The following is a 21,020-nucleotide window of genomic DNA, read 5'->3' as shown; positions in this document are numbered from 1 at the left end:
GAATGGAAAATTTAGTGTATGCAATAATACTTTTACCACTTTTAGGTTTTCTTATAAACGGACTTTTCGGAAAAAATCTTCCAAAAATTGTTGTTGGTAGTTTAGCTACAATAATGGTTTTTGCATCTTTCTGCATCGCAGTAAGTATTTTCATGAATTTTGATTCTGAAAGCCAGCCTGTCATTGTAAAAGCTTTTGAATGGTTCAGAGTAAATGGAGTTCAGATTAATTTCGGGTTCCAGATCGATCAGTTATCATTAATGATGGTGATGATCATCACAGGGATCGGATCTTTAATTCACCTCTACTCTATCGGATATATGAGCCACGATAAAGGTTTCTATAAGTTTTTCACTTATCTGAATCTGTTTATCTTCTCTATGTTGTTATTGGTAATGGGAAGCAACTACTTAATCCTGTTCATCGGATGGGAAGGTGTAGGATTGTGTTCTTATCTACTGATCGGATTCTGGTACACCAACGAAGAGTATGGTAAAGCGGCAAGAAAAGCGTTCATCATGAACAGAATTGGTGACCTTGCTTTATTAATAGGTATTTTCATGTTAGCTTCACAGACAAATGCTGTGGATTATTTAACAATCAAAGAAAATGCAGGAAAATTTGAATTGGACGGAACGGTAATCATTTTCATTACAACAAGTTTATTTATTGGTGCTACCGGTAAATCTGCTCAGGTTCCATTATATACATGGTTGCCGGATGCGATGGCGGGACCTACTCCGGTTTCAGCGTTAATTCACGCAGCTACCATGGTAACGGCAGGTATTTATTTAGTGGTAAGATCCAACTTCTTATTCACTTTGGCACCTACCGTTCAGGGAGTAATTTTATTCATCGGATTCTTAACGGCAGCTTTAGCTGGATTCTACGCACTTCGTCAGAACGATATTAAAAAAGTACTGGCGTATTCTACCGTTTCTCAGCTAGGATTCATGTTCATCGCTTTAGGTCTTGGAGCTTATACAACAGCGATGTTCCACGTAATGACACACGCTTTCTTCAAGGCATTATTATTCTTGGGAGCAGGTTCTGTAATCCATGCGATGAGCAACGAACAGGATATGCGTTTTATGGGAGGTCTGAAAAAATACATTCCGATCACACACGCTACATTCCTTATCGGAACATTGGCAATCTCTGGATTCCCTTTGCTTTCAGGGATGATTTCCAAAGACGAAATTTTAGTGGCAGCTTTTGCTAAAAATCCGGTATACTGGGTAATTTTATTTGTTTTAGCGGCTGTTACGGCTACTTATATGTTCAGATTGTATTATCTTACTTTCCACGGAGAGTTCAGAGGTACAGAAGAACAAAAACACCACTTACACGAAAGCCCTTCGAATATGACATTACCATTGATCGTACTGGCTGTTCTTTCCGTTTTGGGTGGATTAATTAACCTTCCTCACTTCATCGGTCACGGTCATTATGCCAAATTAATGGAATGGCTGAAGCCGGTTCTTACAGAGGAAAGCTTTAAACAAATGGAAGCAACTCTTTCGGGAGTTCCGTTTGGAACTGAAATGATACTTTTAGGAGCAACAGTTGTAATGTTCTTCTGCGTTTGGTTCCTTGTTAAAAATACTTATGTGAATAAGAAAAAACAGGCGTTACCGGAACAGCAGTACACAGGATGGGAAAAACTGTCTGCTAAAAAATTATACATTGACGAAATTTACAATGCATTAATTGTAAAAACTGTTGAAGGATTAGGACGCGGAGGAAAGATGTTTGATAAAGGTATTCTTGATCGTTTTGTGGACTTCGTAGGTGAAGGAGCTGAAGACAGCGGAAAAGCCATGAAGCGTATCCAGAACGGAAATGTTGAGAATTACATCTTAATCATGTCTTTGGCTGTGGGAATTATACTGATTGTTAACTTTATATTACAATAATGTCTGGTTTATTATTAACACTATTACTATTACCTCTGGTAGGTTCGGGATTAGTTTTTGCATGGAAAGATAAATCCAGCAAATATTTGGCACTGGGAATTGCGTTGATTCAGATGCTTGTAACGTTTTATATCGTATCGGATTTTAATTTTGGATTAACGGTAGATAGTACATTACAACACGAGATCAATTACCCTTGGTCACAATTTATTAAGAGTAAAATTCACTTCGGTATCGATGGGATGAGTTTACTTCTTTTATTGTTAACCAATATTCTGGCGCCGATCATTATTTTATCTTCTTTTAATGAAAATGTAAACTACAGAAATACATTCTATGGTTTAATTCTGCTAATGCAGTTCGGTCTTGTAGGGGTTTTCACTTCGCTGGACGGTTTGCTGTTCTACATTTTCTGGGAAGTTACTTTGATTCCGATCTGGTTCATTGCCGGAATCTGGGGTCAGGAAAATAAAAGATTTGAATTCACTACGAAATTCTTCGTTTATACCTTCGTTGGATCATTATTCATGTTAGCAGGATTGATTTATGTATACAATCACTCTGCCTCTTTTGCGCTGACAGATCTTTATAATGCCCAGTTAAACGAAACACAACAAACCGTTGTATTCTGGTTTATCTTCTTTGCTTTTGCAGTGAAATTGCCGGTTTTCCCTTTCCACACGTGGCAGCCGGATACGTATACCTATTCGCCAACACAAGGTTCCATGCTTTTATCAGGGATCATGCTGAAAATGGCGATCTATGGAGTTATGCGTTATTTATTACCGATCACTCCCCTTCCGATTACAGGAATTTCGGGACAGATTGTGATTATCTTAGCTATTGTGGGAATTGTTCACGGAGCTTTAATCGCGATTATTCAGACTGATATGAAGAGAATTATTGCATATTCTTCTTTCTCTCACGTTGGATTAATGGTGGCAGGTATTTTTGCTTCAGCCGTAATAACCTTAAGAGGAAACTTCAATATAGAAGGAGCTGAAGGAGCTTTGGTGCAGACTTTCGCTCACGGTATTAACGTTGTAGGTCTGTTCTACTGCTGTGATATTTTATACAAGAGATTTAAATCAAGAGACATCAGACAGATGGGAGGTTTGGCGAAAGTTGCTCCTAAGTTTGCCGTATTGTTCTTGATCATTATATTAGGTTCAATGGGAGTTCCGTTGACCAATGGATTCATCGGGGAATTTATCCTGTTGAAATCGGTGTACGATTTTAACGGATTGGCAGCAGTAATTGCAGGTCTTACCGTAATCCTTTGTGCTGTCTATTTATTGAGATTCTACGGAAAAGCAATGTTCGGACAGGGTGATGAAGCTGTTTTAAGCACAGTAAAAGATCTTTCTGCAGTAGAATTCTCTGTATTGGCAAGTTTAGCGGTTTTTGTGATTTTATTTGGTATTTTCCCACAACCGATAATCGAAATGGTGAATAGTTCGTTGAAGTTTATCTACCAATCAATGGTAAGCTAATTTGATATTTTAAGAAATGAGTGTTTTAATTATTGTTTTCCTAACAGCAGTTGTTGCGTTATTTTCAGGAGTTTTTGAACAAGGGAAATTCGCAAGATACATTGGGATTTTGGGATTAATCATCGCATTATGGGTAAGTTTCGTGCCGGAATGTGCTTTCTTCGGACAGTACAAACATATGTATGACTACACCGCCAATACTGCGCTATTCACAAAAATATCAATCGTAACGACATTATTGTTATTCTTTCTGGGCGGTTTTGCATTCAGCAACCACAGAAGCCACCAGTCTGAACTGTATGCTTTAATGCTTTTCGCTCTTTGTGGCGGGATTATCCTTTTCGGATATCAGAATATGGTAACGCTGTTCTTAGGAGTTGAAATCCTTTCTATTCCTTTATATGTAATGGCGGGAGCTAACAAAACAGATCTGAGATCAAACGAGGCTTCCATCAAGTATTTCCTGATGGGTGCATTCGCAACAGGTTTCCTGTTATTCGGGATCGCATTTATCTACGGAAGTGTAGGAAGTTTCGATTTATATAAAATTCAGGACTTCGGAGTTTCAACCCCTAAAGATGTAATGTTCATCTTAGGCGTTCTTCTGATTCTTTGTGCATTGGCATTTAAGGTTGCATTGGCACCTTTCCATATGTGGAGTCCGGATGTTTATTACGGAGCGCCTTCATTAATCACGGCTTTCATGGCGAGTGTGGTAAAAATCTCAGGATTTTTCGCACTATTCAGATTAATGACGATAGGATTTGGCGGAGTTACCGAAAACTGGATTAATGTTTTCGGAGTATTTTTAATCATCACATTGCTTTTGGCAAACGTTATGGGATTGGCTCAGACAAATGCGAAAAGAATGTTGGCATACTCTTCAGTTTCTCACGCAGGATACATCGGTTTGGTATTCTTCGGAATGACAAGTCTTTCTACTTATAATCTGGCGTTCTATTTATTTGCATACGCTTTGGCTACAGTGGGAGTTTTCATGTGTCTGATTTATGTTGAAAAACTGAAAAGAGAAACCTCTTTCGGAGCGTTCAAAGGATTGGCAAAAACAGAACCTTTATTGGCAACTACTGCATCAGTTTCCATGCTTTCAATGGCAGGAATTCCTTTAACCGCAGGTTTCATGGGGAAATTCTCTTTATTTTCTCAGGCGATGAATTCTCAGCACGGAGTTTTCCTTGTGTTGATCGCTGTTTTAGGTTCAGCCGTTTCCATTGCTTATTATTTAAGACTGATTATTTCTATGTTCTTCTTCAAAGAAAGCACATTTAAATCATCAGAAAAAGTTATGATCACGTACAACATCGTAGGAGTATTTGTTATTGCTTCAATCGTTGTTCTGGGAGTTTTCCCTGATCTGTTTGCAAGACTGTTCGGATTATAAAAAATCTTATTAAAATAGAGAACCACAACCTTTAAGTTGTGGTTTTTTTTTACCTTTACTCTAAATTTCAGTTTTTGTGTCACAGCTATATAAAAAAGACACTCCATTTCAGGTTTTTATTTCGTTCAAAAAGTATTTGGATGTGTTGGAACACATTCGGTACAACGACCGTCTGGAATACCGCGCCAATTATGCTGAATCTCTAATTGAGAAAACCAAAAATTTCAGCGAATTCCGCGAGGGATTTCAGGAAGTATCTTTTCTGGAAAAAAACGAAGACCTCATCAAGCTTTTGCTTGCAGACCTCTTCCCTACCGGACTTACAAACAACGAAATAAAAGCGGCAAGCGTTCCGGTTTCCAATATCACCTTTAATTATACAGACCGTTTTAAAGCCATCTTAAAAGATGCGGGAAAAGACTTTGAAATTGAGATGCGTGATATTGATGACGACGAATTTTATGTATTCTGCTGCTGTCTTATTTTGCAGAGCTATTTTAAAAAAGACATCAAAAGTACCATTCCTTTTTATTATGACATTCCCAATGCGCAGGGAATCATGAAGCACTATAAAATTACCGTGAATGCAGATTTCACAGAAATCTATCCGGCTGAAGGAACAAAAATACCTTCGGATGAAATTCTGGATATTTTGCTGGAAAACTTAGACGATTTTAAGCTCTGGAGAAAATATTTCCCTCCGGAATCATGGATCTTAAAAGGTTTTACCATTATTTCTCTGGTAGACTGCACTACAGAAATAGCCCTGTCTGATCTGAAATCTACCATGATTGAAGTAGATACTGAAAATTTCTCGCAGGATAAAAACCTTATTGAAATATTTAAATCTTACTTTGATATTGCAGAGCTGAATTTTGGTTTGATGCTTTACAATAAGAAAGAACAGCGGCTGGAAAAAATGCCGGTGTATGAAAATATTTTCACCAATCATATTCTGAACTTCTGGATCAATGCCATAGACGAAAATACCCGGAAAAGTACAATCATCAATCTGCATTACAATCCGAAGCCTATTGTCATCTCAAACCTCAATCATCTAGATGAAGAGGCGAAAGCAAAACCTTCGTTCAGCATTTTAAAGGAAAATAACATCAACAGCTTTATGGTTATTCCGATTGTGAAAGACAATGAGCTTTTGGCTATTATGGAATTTACCTCCCCTATTCCGAACAGTTTCAACGGTCTGAAACTGAAAAAAATGGAATCGTTCAGCAACATGATTATTTTCTCGCTGAGCCGATTCAGTTTTGAAAAAAATTATCAGATCGAGGCGATCATTCAGCGTGAATATACAACGATTCACGACAGTGTAGTGTGGAAATTCAGAAACGAAGCCGAAAAATATTTCAATGCTTCTCTTGGCAATAAAATATATTCTTTAAAAGAGATTTCATTTAAAAATCTTACTCCGCTCTTTGGCTTTTCAGACATCCGTTCTTCCTCGGAAAAAAGGTATAATCTGATGCTCGAAGACCTCAACCAACAGATTGATGGTCTTCACGAGATTTTTAATCTAACCCATTCAGATTCGGAAAAGTTTTTACTGGCTTTAGATATTTTTGAAAATGAACTCAATAATGAAATAAAAGCGGATACCGAACAACGGTTCCAGCGATTGGTAAGAGAAGAAATTCATCCTTATCTTCAGGCTAAACTGGAAGTAAAATCCTCCAGTGAAGTAAAGGCAAAAATAAAAGATTATTTTGCGCAGGTTTTTAGCCAGACCGATCTCTTTTACACCAACAGGAAAAGTCTGGATGATTCGATAACTTTGGTCAACAGAAAACTGGCAGATGTTCTGGATGAAGCACAGATACAGGCACAGCAGATCTTTCCGCACTATTACGAACGGTTTAAATCAGACGGGGTGGAGCATAATTTGTACACCGGACAAAACATTGCGCCCGATCTTCATTACCATTCAAAAATTGTTAACAAACTTCGTTACTGGCAGCTAAAGACCATCTGCAATATGGAAATTGAATTCAGGAATTTCAAAAAAGATCTTCCGGTGTGTCTTGATATTGCCTCGCTGATTTTTGTGTATAACGAAAAAATAGATATCCGCTTCAGAATGGACGAAAAACGTTTTGATGTAGACGGAGCTTACAATTCCTACTATGAAATCATAAAAAAACGTCTTGATAAAGCGCACGTAAAAGATTCAGACGACAGAATTACCTGTCCCGGAAAAATAACCATCGTTTATTTCGGGATGGAAAACCAGAGAGAATATCTGGATTACATCAATAAGTTACAAAAGAAAGGCGTTCTCCAGAACGATATTGAATTCTTAAAAGTAGAAGATTTGCAGGGAATTACAGGACTTTTAGCATTAAGAGTTTCTTTAGCACAATAAAAAAGCTCATCCGGTCGGGTGAGCTTCTTAATTTGTTTCGTATTTATCTAAAGACTTAAAAACGCATATCCGAAAGACAAAACAGAAATTACAATTCCTGCCATAAATATCTTGTACGTAATGGATAAAAGCCTGTATTTTCTGTCTAAAACCTTTCCGAGGAAATACAAATCTTTCACCATAGAATCATAGATATAATCGCGGTCTTTGATGAGAACATTCATTGCATTCTGATAATCATCAAAAATCATCCTGTTGAAATTTCCGAAGAATAAAAGATTCACCTTTCTGTCGGCAACATCCTGTAAGCTGAATTTTGCTTTGGTTACATTCGGTTTTGTGGATAAGATCGCAAAAATGATGGTAAGAACCGCAGATAAAAGCAGGATAAAACTTGGAATAATCAAATGCGAATTCTTAGGCGTATCCAGCTTCGGAACCAGAACGGAAAGACAAACCGAGATGATGATCGCATTTACAGAAAGAAGAATATTCGCTTTGCTGTCGGCAATATCACTCAGCCTTGTATGATTGCTTAACGTAACTCTGAACAGCGTATCTACACTTCTGTCGGATTTCGGTTCTTTTTCTTTCGACTTTTTATTTTCAGAACTCTCTTTTTTATCCTCGTCTTTTTCCAACTTCTTTTCAATTTTTTTAATATTTTTCTCCTTCAGAGGCTGCCATTCTTTTTTTGCATACTCTGTGTAGAACTGATGCTTATTTTTTAGCATATCAAGATTTCCTGCATTCCATTCGTCATTAGAATAGCACCGTACATTCGTAAGCTCCCATTCTTTCCTCAATGCATCGGAAATATCGTTATAATCGTGGCTTGCAAAATGGCTGCAGTCTGCATCTTTTACAATTTTTTCCAGAAGATTCTGAGGAACGTACGTTATTTTGGTTGCCAAAATAAGCTTCGAAACATCCTCGATATAGCTTTCCGGATAATTTTCCTGCTGCAGAAAATTTTTCATAATCTTTACACCTGCCTCTTCATGATTTTTGGCACACTCTATGTAACCAGTATCATGAAACCAAAGAGCCAGAATCACTTTTTCCTGATCTTCTTCAGAAAGAGGAGTGCTTCTGAGAATTTCTTCGGCCTTATTTACCGTGAAGGTAGTATGTATAAAATTATGATAAGAATATACTGAAGATAGTTTATCTTTGAATAAGGTTTCGACATAGTCTTTGGCTTTTTGTAAAATATTCATCATCGAAATTTTATTAATGTAAATTTATGAATTTATCCTTTAAAACTCATTTAAAAAATACTTCTCTGGTGATCAGAGTAGCATTGTCTGCCGGAGTTCTCTACTCCTGCGCAACATATAACGTAAAAAAGGGTAAAAACTTATCTGAAATTAAAAATTCTGATATAAAATCTGCCACCGATTTTAAAATATTTCTCGTAGGCGATGCCGGAAATGCAGACGAAGCACAGGCTCAGAACACCCTGAATCTGTTAAAAAGTCAGCTTGAAAAAGCAGACAGCAATTCGATGCTGATCTTTTTGGGCGATAATATCTATCCTTCCGGAATGCCAAAAGAATCTGATAAAAATTATCCACTGGCAAAACAGAAACTGGAAGATCAATTATCCATTGTAAAAAACTTTAAAGGCAAAACACTCCTTATTCCGGGAAATCATGACTGGTACAACGGATTGGACGGCTTAAAAGCACAAGAAGAACTCGTAAAAAATTATTTAAACGATAAAAAGGCATTCCTTCCTAAAAATTCATGCCCGATTGATGATATTAATCTTACCAAAGACATCAAACTGATTGTAATCGACACGGAATGGGCTCTGGTAAATTGGAACAACTATCCGGGAATTAATAAAAACTGCGATATTAAAACTCGGGAAGATCTTTTCACAGAATTTAAAGATTTAATTAATAAAAATCAGGACAAAAGAATTATCGTTGCGCTGCATCACCCGATTATCAGCACTGGAACTCATGCAGGATATACCTCTGCAAAATCTCATCTTTTTCCGCTGAAAAGTAAAATTCCGGCTCCGGGAGTTGCCAGTCTCATCAATGTGGTAAGAAGTTCATCGGGAGTAAGTCCTGAAGATCTCAACAACCAGCATTATGCAGATTTAGCCAACAGAATAAAAAGCATTGTTCAGGAAAAGGAAAATATCATTTTTGTTTCCGGGCACGATCATAATTTGCAGTATCACGAATTCAGAAACATCAGACAGATCGTAAGTGGAGCCGGTTCTAAAGTAGATCCTGCAACAATTGGCGAGAAAACAGATTTTTCTTACGGAGGAAGCGGTTTTGCAGTTCTAAATATCAGAAAAGATAAAAGCTCGGATGTAGAATATTTTTCAACAAAAAATAATACGCTGGAACAGCTTTCGCATATTCAGGTGATCGATCAGCCGAAAGAATTTGTTAATAATTACCCGAATTCTTTTCCTTCTGCTATAACCTCAACCATTTATCCTGAAAAATTAACGAAAAAAAGAAAATTTTATGCGTGGCTTTGGGGAGAACATTACCGAAAATATTACGGAATGCCTATTGAAGCACCGACTGCGAATATTTCAACGCTTGACGGGGGTTATACACCATTTCGTGAAGGCGGCGGAAACCAGTCTAACAGTTTAAGACTGAAAGCACAGGACGGGCCGGAATTTGTGATGAGAGGCGTTAAAAAAAGCGCGGTCCGTTTTCTGAACAATATGGCTTTTAAGAAAAGTACATTCGGGAACGAACTGAACAATACCTTTCCTGAGAAATTCCTCTTGGATTTTTATACGACCAATCATCCTTTTACACCATTTGCGGTAGGAAATATGGCAGATAAGATTGATCTTTTCCACAGCAATCCGCGCTTGTTTTATATTCCTAAGCAAAAAGCTCTGGGAGAATACAATCTGAACTACGGGGACGAATTATACATGATCGAAGAACGTTTTTCTTCCGATCCGAAAACGCTGGCTTCGCTGGATAAAGCAACAGATATTCTTTCCACAGATGATGTTCTGAAGAATTTCAATAAAAATTACAAATATTCCGTAGATAAAGAAACCTACATCAGAGCAAGAATTTTTGATATGCTGATCGGTGACTGGGACAGACATTCTGACCAATGGAAATGGGCGGAATACAAAGAAGGCGACAAAGTAGTCTACAAACCGATTGCCAAAGACAGAGATCAGGCTTTCAGTAAATACGACGGAGCTGCTTTTAAAATCATTATGAATATTCCGGCAATCCGCCACATGAAAACCTTTAAAGATGATATTAAAAGTGTAAAATGGCTTGCTATGGAACCTTATCCTCTGGATTTGGTATTTCTAAAAGGTTCTACGCAGGAAGACTGGATTGCACAGGCGAAATACATTCAGGAACATTTATCGGATAAAGATATTGATGAAACCTTTGCCAATCTTCCGAAAGAAGTTCAGGATGAAACCATTGCAGATATTCAGCGAAAACTGAAACTGAGAAAGACAAAATTAGCAACCTACGCTTCGCAATATTATGAGGTACTGCAGGAAAAAGTTCCTCTTGCCGGAACGGTGAATCCTGATAAATTTGTGATTACAAAAACGGCAAACACCGTTAATGTAAAGCAATATAAATTAGACAAAAACAAAGAAAATTCGGAACTGGTTTTCGAAAAAACATACGACGATTCCAAAACGAAGGAACTCTGGATCTACGGACTGGAAGATGATGATATCTACGAAGTTTCCGGAGACGGAAGACCTAAAATGAACATCCGACTTATCGGAGGATACAATCACGATACCTACAATGTTGCCAATGGAAGCAAAGTAAAGATCTACGATTTTAAATCGCAGAAAAACACCTACAATACAAACGGTGCGACAAAAAATATTTCCGACGATTACGACATCAATACTTACAACTACAAACATCCGAAATACAATTTTGTAGCAGGATATCCGAATGCAGATTACAATCCGGATGACGGAGTGATTCTCGGTGCGTTGGTTAATTACACGGTGAACAATTTTATCCGCTCTCCTTTCACCCAAAAGCACAGCCTGAAAGTTAATTACTATACGGCAACCGGAGGTTTTAATGCCTATTATAAAGGAATTTTTAAAAAAGCCATCGGAAGCTGGGATTTTAATCTCGATGCAGGATTTACCACACCGCGCTTTGCCGAAAATTTCTTCGGATTATCCAATGAAAGTATTTACGATAAGGAAGCAGATGACAGAAGATTCAACAGGGCAAGAATTTCAAAGATCAATTTTGCACCTTCTGTTTCCAAAAAAAGCTGGACGAATGTTTTCAACCAGTTTCAGTTGACTTTTGAAAATAATAAAGTACAGCGAAACGGCGACCGTTTTGTGGATCTTTCACCCGATGTAAGACCTGAAGTTTTCGATAATCAGCAGTTTGCAGGGGGAAATTACACCTTCAGTTATAAAAATCTGGATAACAATGCTTTCCCGACCATGGGAATGGAATTTAAAGTAAATGCAGACTGGAAAACCAATCTTGCCGATACCAAAAGAAATTTTCTGATCTTAAAAGGAACGCTTTCCATAGATCACAGGTTAGACAGCCGCGGAAATTTTGTTTTTGCCAACTCCAGCAACGGAATGTGGATCAACAATAACAATTTTGATTTTTATCAGGCTGCAGCCATCGGCGGAAACAACGGAATGAGAGCTTTCAGAAACGACCGATTCTCAGGAAAATCCTATTTTACCAATAACTCGGAGATCCGTTGGGATTTCGGAAGGGTAAAAAACAATATTGTTCCGGCAAACATGGGCGTTTTACTGGGATATGATGTCGGAAGAGTGTGGAATGACAACGAAGACTCTAAAAAATGGCATCAGTCTGTAGGCGCAGGATTCTGGCTGAGTATTGTAGAAATGTTCTCCGCAAGACTGAATTATTTCTACGGAAGCGACGGAGGAAGAGTTTCAGGAGGCGTGGGAATGACTTTTTAAACATTATACAATCAAGATAAAAATCCGCAGAAGTTTCTGCGGATTTTGTTATTAAAGTTTACAGTAAAATGCCAGAAAACTCTTTGGAGTTTTATCTGTATAGAAATCATATTAGGAGTAGGTTCAGCGTTCCGTAGGAACGCTATCTTTAGAACATTTATCGTATTACAGATATCAATCCTACGGATTGATTGATACATTAATTCTTATTTCTACACAGATTCTGCTCCTAAAGGAGCAAATCTCTTTTATTTCATTATATTATAATTTGAAAGATACTTCGACAGGCTCAGCAAGACATTCCTAATACTAACTGTTGTTTTATGATTGTGTCAGACTGAGCTTGTCGAAGTCTTTTTGATAAAAACAGGCAATTAAAATATAGTGTTCATTATTGAAAATGCGTTGTTGAGATCCTTTCAGTATGACATCATTCTGCATGACGTTTTATCTGTCTAAATTCATTTATTTTAAACTAAATTGATACACATTTCCACCTTCTTTCCCATCCTTTTCATCGGCGATAAGTAAAGTTTTATCATCAGCAAAAACAACGGCTTCTTTTTGAGAATTGTGGTTGAGTGAAACTTTTTCAATCTTGGTCTTGCTGAAATCATTCACTGAAAAACCAGTGAGGATCTGGATATTTTTATGATTCAGCAGAACAATTTTATCTTTCGTGCTGTTGATGGTTGCGGAAGTAATTGCCGCATCGCTGTACCCTCCATCAAGTTTTAATTTCCCAATCAGTTTTGCTTCAAAATCTCCTGCTTTGTTAGGAACCTGAAAAACTAAAAAAGTACCGTCGAAACCTTTGCTTCTGTTTTTGGTGAAAAGGTAGAAATTTCCATTCATCTCTACAAAAGCCTCACAATCGTATAGCCAGTTGGATTTCTTTGGCGGAAATTCCGTCTGTCCTTCATAGTGAAAAGTTGTGGTTTGGGTAACTTTTGTGGATTTTTGGGAAGCATCTTTTAAATCAACTTTTAAAATGGATAAATTCTGCCTGTCGTTTTCATTGTTTCCAAAGTCGCCGATGTAGATATTTCCGGCTGCATCTTTGGTAATATCTTCCCAATCGTGGTTTTCTGCATTTTCTACCAGAACATCACTCGTAAGGTTTCCTTTTCGGTCTACTCCGTAAATAACGTTTTTATTTCCCTGATCTTCAATTGCCCAGATTGTATTGTTATCCTGAGACAAAGTAATACCGGAAACTTCCTTTAGTTTTTTAGGCAAAGAAAATTCAACCTTCAGATCATCGGTTTTGGGAGCTTCCTGAGCTTTGGGATTACAGCTCAACAGTAAAAATGACGATAAAACGACGATGCGCAACATATTTATTTTTTTAATTTTTTAAACTGAAAATAAGAGAACCTTATATTTTTCTCTAATTTATTAATAATCTGCTGATGATGGAGAAAAAATCCTGCCGCCAAACCAATAAGACTTCCGATAATGGTATCCAATAATCTTGCCTTCATTAAAATTTCCACATCATGATGAATTTCACTTGCCGTTTCCGCCAGAAGAATCGTTAAAGGCGTGATGAAAGCCACCGCAAAACCGTAGTTTCTTACAATTAACAATTCAATAATAAACTGTAAAACGGTGATGATAACGATCATGATGATCTTTTCGGGATTAAAAAGCAGAATCACCCATGCCAAACCAATTCCGATGAAAGTTCCCAGAATTCTGTGCATATTTCTCTGTCGCACGTGTTCAAAATTCCTTCCCTGCATAATGGCGACTGCCGCAATGGAAATCCAGTAAGTGTTTTGAAATTCCAGAAGATGACCTATGATTAAAGTTAGCGCCATAAAAAATCCGATGATGGTGCTTTCTACAAACTTCGTATATCTTCTTTTGTTGAAACTTCTTCTCGGTACGGTTACCACTTTGCTTTTTTCAATAAAAACGGAGTACAGAAAAGCGAAGGAACAGGAAAGTATTGCTCCCATTGCAACCAACCCTACTCTTGTGGGGATCATTTCCAGATCAAACTTATATGTACTCGCCATTGCTGCGACCATGATGAAGAAAAAATTTCCCGGCGGCGGAATTTTAAAATACGAAGAAATAAAATGCGCAAGAAAAGAAATAACCGCAACCGACAGAGCGGCAAAATAAATATTAAACCCGAAAAAAGAACTTACCGTAAAAGAGAAAACAATTCCGAAAGCACAGATCGCGAGATGAATCATTCTCTGTGTAATCGGCGCCGAAGTAAAATATAAAATCGTTAAAGCGCCTAAACTCGAAAGCGCGCCGTAATTCGGTTTTCCTAAAAAATATCCGATAAAAAGGCAGCTTCCGATACAAAGCGCGGCAAGAAAAGGAAAATGCCATTTCCTTTCCGTCTGCTTAAACTCCAAGAGATACTGAAATCTGTTCTGCGTCGGGTTCTGTACCTTCATTTACTGTAAACGTTTAGCTTTTTCCCACAAAACATCCATTTCTTCCAGAGACAGATCGGCAAGATTCAGATTCTGTTCTGAAGCTAAAGTTTCCATTTTCTGAAACCTTGAAATGAATTTAAGATTGGTTCTTTCGAGTGCAGAATCGGGATTGATTCCTGAAATTCTGGCATAATTGATTAATGAGAAAAATACATCGCCCAATTCCTGCTCTTTTTTATCCAGATCTGTTTCCGCATGAAACTCCTGAATTTCTTCATCCACTTTTTTCCACGCATCTTCCGCATCATGAAATTCGAAGCCGATTCCTTTTACCTTATCCTGAATTCTGTAGGCTTTTACCAGACTCGGCAGACTTTTCGGAACGCCGCCCAGAATAGATTTGTTGCCTTCTTTCAGTTTCAGTTTTTCCCAGTTCTGTTTTACTTCCTCTTCGTCTTTCACTTCCGTGTCTCCGTAAATGTGAGGATGGCGGAAAATTAATTTTTCGTTTAAAGAATTAATGACATCCGCAATATCGAAACTGCCTTTCTCAGAGCCTATTTTGGCATAAAAAACCAGATGAAGCAGTACATCTCCCAATTCTTTTTTTATTTCCTGCAGATCATTCTGCAAAATGGCATCCGAAAGTTCGTAAGTTTCTTCCAGCGTTAAATGGCGGAGCGATTCCAGCGTCTGTTTCTGATCCCACGGACATTTTTCGCGCAGGTCGTCCATAATGTCTAATAATCTTCCGAAAGCTTCCAGTTTTTCCTGTTTGGTATTCATAATTGAGAATTCAAGTCTTACAAATTTACGGGAAATCTTTGTGAAAGTTCTTTTGTATTGGAATAAATGAAGGTTGTCGTTGGCTTCGGCTCCGCTCAGCCAACGGTGTTGCTCCTCCCATTATGATTTTCGGTTTTATTCTACAAACCACCATAGTTGGCTGAGCGGAGCCGAAGCCAACATTACAATTCATTACATTTTGCGGTTGGCTTCCGCTACGCTCAGCCAACCTTATCCCTTCATCCTTTTTGGCAATTTTCCACAATCAGCGGGGCAGCTTCCAGTAATTTTATGAGCTGGAAGTAGGGAATAATGATCTTCTTTTCCGTGTCACAACTGAAATTTCCTAACGAGAAATAAACTGTTGCCGACAGAAAATCATCAAAATCCTGCAAAGTGCAGACTGTAAAAGCGTTCTGAAATGCGCGTAACGGATTCCTGTGTTCTTTTTCTGAAAGGCTTATTGCTGTTTTGGGAAAACTGACTTCCGTTGAATTTTTAAACTTCCCTTTTTTAGCTTTTTTCGCGATCTGATGAGCGGCGAGAATGAATGACCGCAACGATTGGTACAAATGGAAAATTTCGGCGGGTTCTTTTGCGATTCGCGTGTTTTTCTGTACTGAAGATTGTACCATTTCATTGAGGATTTCTTTCGTTGCAGCAAGATCATTGAACTGGAAAAAGATTTCCAGTAAACTTATGGCGGTATGTTTTCTCGTTCCTGACCAGAATTTGGCTTCGAAATTTGTTTTTTTCTTTTTCATGAGTCTGTTTTTGGGTTATTGGTTTCTATGAATTTCAACAGGTTGGTTTTTAATAGGTTGGATTTTCGCAAAGGCGCGAAGTTGTTTTAAAATAGTATGTTTTAAGACGCAAGGATTTTATCTGCGATAAAATTAAACATCAACATTATAAAGATTTTCTCCTTGCGTCTTGAAAGAATAGGACTTTCATCAAATCTTGCGCCTTAGCGTTTTTCCAATATTTATATAGATTCTTATTCTTAAATTTAACTTAATAGCTATAGACATCGCAAAGGCGCTAAATATTCATTAAATATGGTCTTATTTTAAGGCGCAAAGATTTTATCTGCGATAAAATTAACATCAATCCTTTATCGAAAATCTTTGATTTTCTTGCGTCTTAAAGATTTGATATGAATAAAAAAACCTTGCGCCTTAGCGTTTTTCCAACAAGAATATTTTATTGGCTTATCCCTTTTACTAATAAAGGCTTCGACAAGCTCAGCCTGACAATGTTAAAGTATTGCAGTTAGTATTCGAGATGTCACCCTGAGCTTGTCGAAGGGACACTATTAGAAAACCGCTTATTAATCGTTATTTTCCAATATTAATTGACAGGATAAGTCAATATTCTTATTTATAAAAAAGCTTAAATAAGCTCTTTAAAAATTTCTGAAATTCATTTATTCTGATGGCAAAAGTTTGCCAAATGGAACAACAGCGCTTCCCGATCTTTGGCAGAGAAACCTTCTACATTTTTTAAATTCCTTTCGGGATGAAAATAATTTGGAAAATTAAAAGAAAGCCAGTACTTTTAAGGGTGATTTTTAGCGTACTTCGGCTTTCCTTTTGGCGTAAAGGAATTTCGAAGGGTAAAGGTTTTTGGGTAAAACTGTACTCCTACTTTCTGCTTTTGCGGGCAGTCTCGGTGTAGCGCTGTTGTTGGTTTTGCAGCAGAACTCCGTTTATTCGGGAGGTGCTGAAAACAGCAGGGTTGAGATCTTCTTTTTCATCATCTGTGTATTTTGAAAATTTGTACCTGAAACCTATCCAAAGACCACATTTTCACCGACGAAAAAGTGCTGAACTTTTTGTTGTCGGCTCGGAATGCGTCTTTTCAATAGGTCTTTCGAAGCTTTTGCTAATTCGCTGATACAAATATAAAAAAAATAATTTATACCACACTATAGTAGGGTAAAAAAATGGAAAAAATATTTACGTTTGAGACTTATCAATTTGATTTTGCTTTTATTGAACATGTAAAGGCATTAAGAATATCAAAAGGTTGGTCTCAAGAAACACTTAGCATCGAGATGGGAGTTGCTAAAAAATTTATAGGAAATGTTGAATCTTATAAGCAACATCAAAAATACTCTACCCGCCATATTTCGTTACTGGCAAAAGCTTTTGGCTTTAAAACTATTTCCGAACTCATGGACTTCCCCACTCCACAACACGACCGAATTAAAGTGACCGTAAAGCAGGTTTACAACGAAACCGGAACAAAGGTGATGGAAAGTGAAGTGGTGGGAATTGAGGGGATTGAATAAAAAAACTCCTGAGTTTTTCAGGAGTTTTTGGTTGGTATATAATTTATAATCGTGAATTATAACCTAAATAACTATGGCTTTAGTTATTCAGTTCTAATATTGACGGCAATTGCTCCTTTATAGTTGAAAGCTAAATTAAAAGATACTCTTTTATTTTTAGACAGTGAATTCCAAATATTTTCAGAAGATTTATTCTGATATTTATAGAAGAATATATCATCTCCAATTTTATCTAATTTTATAAACCCATATTGCGATTCTATTGTAGAAATTATACCTTTAAATCTTATTAAATTTCCTTCTTTTCTAACTTTTGCACGAGGCATATTTTTTATTGACTGTGTAGTTTTAACTTTTGAAAGGTCATTAAATATTTGTTTTGCATCATGTATTTCCCCAATTAAATATAATGTTCTTGCATACCAAAATTGTGCTTGGTAACGATTATCCCCTTTTGTAAAAGACCTTTTTAAATGATGCTGTATAGCAGTAAGATCTCCTGGTTTATATTTTATTAAAACTAAAGCATATCTAAAATTAATGTCTTTATCATTCGGAATAATTTTTAAAGTTTCTTCTAAAGTATCAATAGCTTTATCGAATTGATCATTTTTTTCATAAATATCTGCTAATCTCAAGCACAAATATGGACTTCTTTTATTTAAGTTATATGCTTTTTCAAGCAATTCTATTGCTTTAGGACTATTTTGTAAAATGGCATTAAATTTTGATTCGGCTTCTAAAAGAAATTCCTGATGTGGAAATAATTGATTTACGTTACTAAATAATTCTTCTGTTTCTTTAATTATCCTTTCAATAGTTGGTGCGTCCTCTCCTGATATAGCACTCTTTAATTTAAATAAATTTATTTTTAATAATGAATGATAAGGATATGGTTCATCTTTCTTTTTATTTATTAAAGCTTTTGCTTTTCTTTCTCCCTCAATTAAGCTAGCATTAATTTCCATAGGATTTTTCGATCTTTCAGCCTTATTTAAAGCCAGTTCAACAAATGAGTGTTGAATAACACTGTCATTTTTCTGAATTTTGGTTGCTTCGTTAAGTAATTGTTCACTCTTATTAATATTTCCTCCTTTAGCAGACATTTCAAAAATTGCATTCTGTTGTAATAATTTGGCATCTCTTGGATTCTTTTTAATGGCAACTTGATACAATTCCCTTATCATTTCAGGATCAGAAAATAACTCCATCAAATTTCTTGCATTAATCATAGATAAAAATGCATTTCTATCATTTTCATAGTCTATATCTAAAAATGATAGTAACCTATAATATTCGTCAAACTTTAATTGTTTTGTTCTCAAAACTTCAGAAAAAACAATTTCAGCAATTTGCCTATGTCTAGTAATGTAGACTATATCACCAAGCCGATTATCTAATCTATCAAAAACAATGAATTCTAAAGGCTTTAGAAGCTGTTCCTTGAACCTAGAAAAAGAAATATTATGAATACGGGAAATTAAACCAGCTCTAGCTTGACCTCCTAATCTATGCAAAATACTAACCGTTAAATATACTGATTTTGCCTTATCATCAGGTATTGAATTGTATTCATCAACAACAATTTCAGCAAAGGGTTTGCCCATTGTACTCTCATATAAAGCAACTAAAAGTTCTCTACCAGCTTTATATGACAAAGCATTTATTCTTTCACTTTCGCTTTTTTCTTTCAAATATCCTAAAGAATCGTAATAATCTAATTTATCAACTAACAATTTTATTTCTCTATCATTTAAGTACTCTAGTTTATATATATCATTTGTTTTAGTGGATAAATCTTGGCATTGAGTATTCCAAATATTAATTCTTTCAGAGCCTAAAATTGTTACAGGAATTTTTTCTTTTTCAATTTTTCTTAAAAATACATCTAAGTCAGTTGAAATTTCAGAAATATCATCGATAAAAATATAAATTCTTTCTTTTACAAAATTGAAAAGTTCTATTATAGGTTCAGGTTTTATTACTGTATTAGGTTTTAAAAAGAGACATATTCTTTTAAGCTGAATACCAGCTTCCCATGCTATTCTTTTCAAACTTACAGATTTTCCAGAGCCTGCATAACCTAAAAGCATAAAGAATTGTAAATTTTCTTTGCTATGTAACTTTTCTTGTAGAAATACTTCATATAAGATATTATCCGTAATTGTCCTTTTTGAATCATAATCCTTTATTATTGGATCCCAATTAACAAAATAACCTTTATAAAACTCTTTTGGATCTGTTGTTACAGACGTGAAATTTTCATGAATATATTCTATATCATTATCAAGTAAATCAATTAATGATTCAGAAGGTTTATGTTCTTCCAAGCTGAGACTCGTTCTTTCAAAAACTTTATGAAATTTCTTATTTGGAACGAAGCTTAATGCTAAAGCATTTGAGTTGTTATCAACTTTTTTTTCTAATTCATTTATGAATTCTTCAAAAGTCGCCTTAATAGAAGTAATTTTTTTACCTTCCCATAATCTAACTTCAGAATCTTTAATACCCGGTCCAACCATATATGATCTAGGTTTACCATCTTTTAGCTGTTCCAATTGAATTAAAATTTCTCTAATGTCAGGATCTCTAAAACTAAAGCCAACAAATAGAAATGAGTATTCTCCTGCCAATTCTTCTAATTTTGTAAATAGTCGATCTCTATTTTTTCTATGAGTTATATACTGATTAGGAGTAAGAATTAAAGGTGTATGAATATCTGAAATATCTGAAATACAACCATGAATCTTATAAAATGGTAAGTCTTTATTAGTTTTTACCTTATCTCGATATCTATCTCCATTTTTTATAAACTTAGCCAGTTTCTGACTTGTTTTTTTACCCTCATATGCTCTTTCAACTATGTAATCATAATTAACAGTAACTATTGCTTTCCATATAAAATTTGGAATCTTACTGTGTGTTGCATTAGGTTGGAATGGTTCAAAAACCTCATAAATGAATTGTTGTAAGTCATATAAATTACATTCGCTGATTGCTAACTCTGATACTATTTGTAGTGCTTCTCCTTTGTAATCATCAGTCAAAAATTCATCAACAATCATATCAGATAAAACATTTCCTAAAGGAATTTTTTTACCTTCAGGATGTATTGCATCATATGATGCACCTGCTCCTAAAAACAAAACAACATTTCCTGTCTTTATCTGATCAACAAGAGACTTCGGGATTTCCATAGTTATTTTTTAGTTTTAAATATTAAAAAAACTACTTATAATCAAAATGATAATAAGTACACATTTAAATTAAGTAAAAATAACAGTAACTTAATTTAAAACATTCCTTCACAAATGTAATAATAAGAAATTATTCATGTTTACGGCAATCCGTATTTATACGGAATTTATATATGATAAATTAGTTT

The 21,020-nt window shown here is 35.9% G+C and carries 12 protein-coding genes; 6 read left to right on the top strand and 6 right to left on the bottom strand.

Annotated features, from left to right (window positions below; genetic code table 11):
* Window positions 1–2 precede the first annotated feature (2 nt).
* The 4 genes from nuoL to PFY09_RS16565 all read left to right on the top strand — a co-directional run bounded on the left by nuoL (window position 3) and on the right by PFY09_RS16565 (window position 7,191).
* Window positions 3–1,916, top strand: a complete 1,914-nt coding sequence (gene nuoL / locus PFY09_RS16580; protein ID WP_271160406.1) for an NADH-quinone oxidoreductase subunit L — start codon at window positions 3–5, stop codon at window positions 1,914–1,916.
* Window positions 1,916–3,409 carry a complex I subunit 4 family protein gene (locus tag PFY09_RS16575; RefSeq protein WP_271160405.1) on the top strand — a complete coding sequence of 498 codons (1,494 nt, stop codon included), beginning with the start codon at window positions 1,916–1,918 and terminating at the stop codon, window positions 3,407–3,409. Before nuoL ends, PFY09_RS16575 begins: the two co-directional genes overlap by 1 nt.
* Window positions 3,410–3,425: 16 nt before the next feature.
* Complete coding sequence (locus tag PFY09_RS16570; RefSeq protein WP_271160404.1) at window positions 3,426–4,811, top strand: NADH-quinone oxidoreductase subunit N; 1,386 nt, start codon at window positions 3,426–3,428, stop codon at window positions 4,809–4,811.
* 76 nt (window positions 4,812–4,887) lie between these two features.
* Entirely contained in the window at window positions 4,888–7,191 is a 2,304-nt protein-coding gene (locus tag PFY09_RS16565) for a GAF domain-containing protein (RefSeq protein WP_076393037.1), read from the top strand.
* A gap of 47 nt (window positions 7,192–7,238) precedes the next feature.
* Here PFY09_RS16565 and PFY09_RS16560 read toward each other — a convergent pair whose 3' ends face one another.
* The gene (locus PFY09_RS16560) at window positions 7,239–8,411 is read right to left on the bottom strand and encodes a Pycsar system effector family protein (protein WP_076393039.1); all 1,173 of its coding nucleotides are present in this window, start codon (window positions 8,409–8,411) and stop codon (window positions 7,239–7,241) included.
* A 26-nt stretch (window positions 8,412–8,437) separates the two neighbouring features.
* Here PFY09_RS16560 and PFY09_RS16555 point away from each other — a divergent pair, with 26 nt between their 5' ends.
* On the top strand, window positions 8,438–12,154 hold the full coding sequence (locus PFY09_RS16555) for a metallophosphoesterase (RefSeq protein WP_271160403.1): 3,717 nt from the start codon (window positions 8,438–8,440) through the stop codon (window positions 12,152–12,154).
* 465 nt (window positions 12,155–12,619) lie between these two features.
* Here the strand turns inward: PFY09_RS16555 and PFY09_RS16550 are convergent, their stop codons facing one another.
* The 4 genes from PFY09_RS16550 to PFY09_RS16535 all read right to left on the bottom strand — a co-directional run bounded on the left by PFY09_RS16550 (window position 12,620) and on the right by PFY09_RS16535 (window position 16,106).
* Window positions 12,620–13,492: a hypothetical protein gene (locus PFY09_RS16550; RefSeq protein ID WP_271160402.1), complete on the bottom strand. Its 873-nt coding sequence runs from the start codon at window positions 13,490–13,492 to the stop codon at window positions 12,620–12,622.
* A gap of 2 nt (window positions 13,493–13,494) precedes the next feature.
* Entirely contained in the window at window positions 13,495–14,574 is a 1,080-nt protein-coding gene (locus PFY09_RS16545) for an FUSC family protein (RefSeq protein WP_271160401.1), read from the bottom strand.
* Complete coding sequence (gene mazG / locus PFY09_RS16540) at window positions 14,575–15,342, bottom strand: nucleoside triphosphate pyrophosphohydrolase (protein WP_116098482.1); 768 nt, start codon at window positions 15,340–15,342, stop codon at window positions 14,575–14,577.
* Between the two features lie 239 nt (window positions 15,343–15,581).
* Window positions 15,582–16,106, bottom strand: a complete 525-nt coding sequence (locus PFY09_RS16535; protein ID WP_271160400.1) for a hypothetical protein — start codon at window positions 16,104–16,106, stop codon at window positions 15,582–15,584.
* A gap of 1,181 nt (window positions 16,107–17,287) precedes the next feature.
* Here PFY09_RS16535 and PFY09_RS16530 point away from each other — a divergent pair.
* Window positions 17,288–17,635 (top strand): helix-turn-helix domain-containing protein, encoded by a 348-nt coding sequence (locus PFY09_RS16530; protein WP_271160399.1) that lies wholly within the window; start codon window positions 17,288–17,290, stop codon window positions 17,633–17,635.
* Between the two features lie 83 nt (window positions 17,636–17,718).
* On the opposite strand, the gene PFY09_RS16525 is transcribed toward PFY09_RS16530, so the two are convergent.
* Complete coding sequence (locus PFY09_RS16525; protein WP_271160398.1) at window positions 17,719–20,832, bottom strand: SIR2 family protein; 3,114 nt, start codon at window positions 20,830–20,832, stop codon at window positions 17,719–17,721.
* Between the last annotated feature and the right edge of the window lie 188 nt (window positions 20,833–21,020).

It is taken from the genome of Chryseobacterium gambrini, assembly GCF_027920505.1.
Lineage (GTDB): Bacteria > Bacteroidota > Bacteroidia > Flavobacteriales > Weeksellaceae > Chryseobacterium > Chryseobacterium gambrini.
This window is presented reverse-complemented; position numbering and strand designations above follow the sequence as displayed.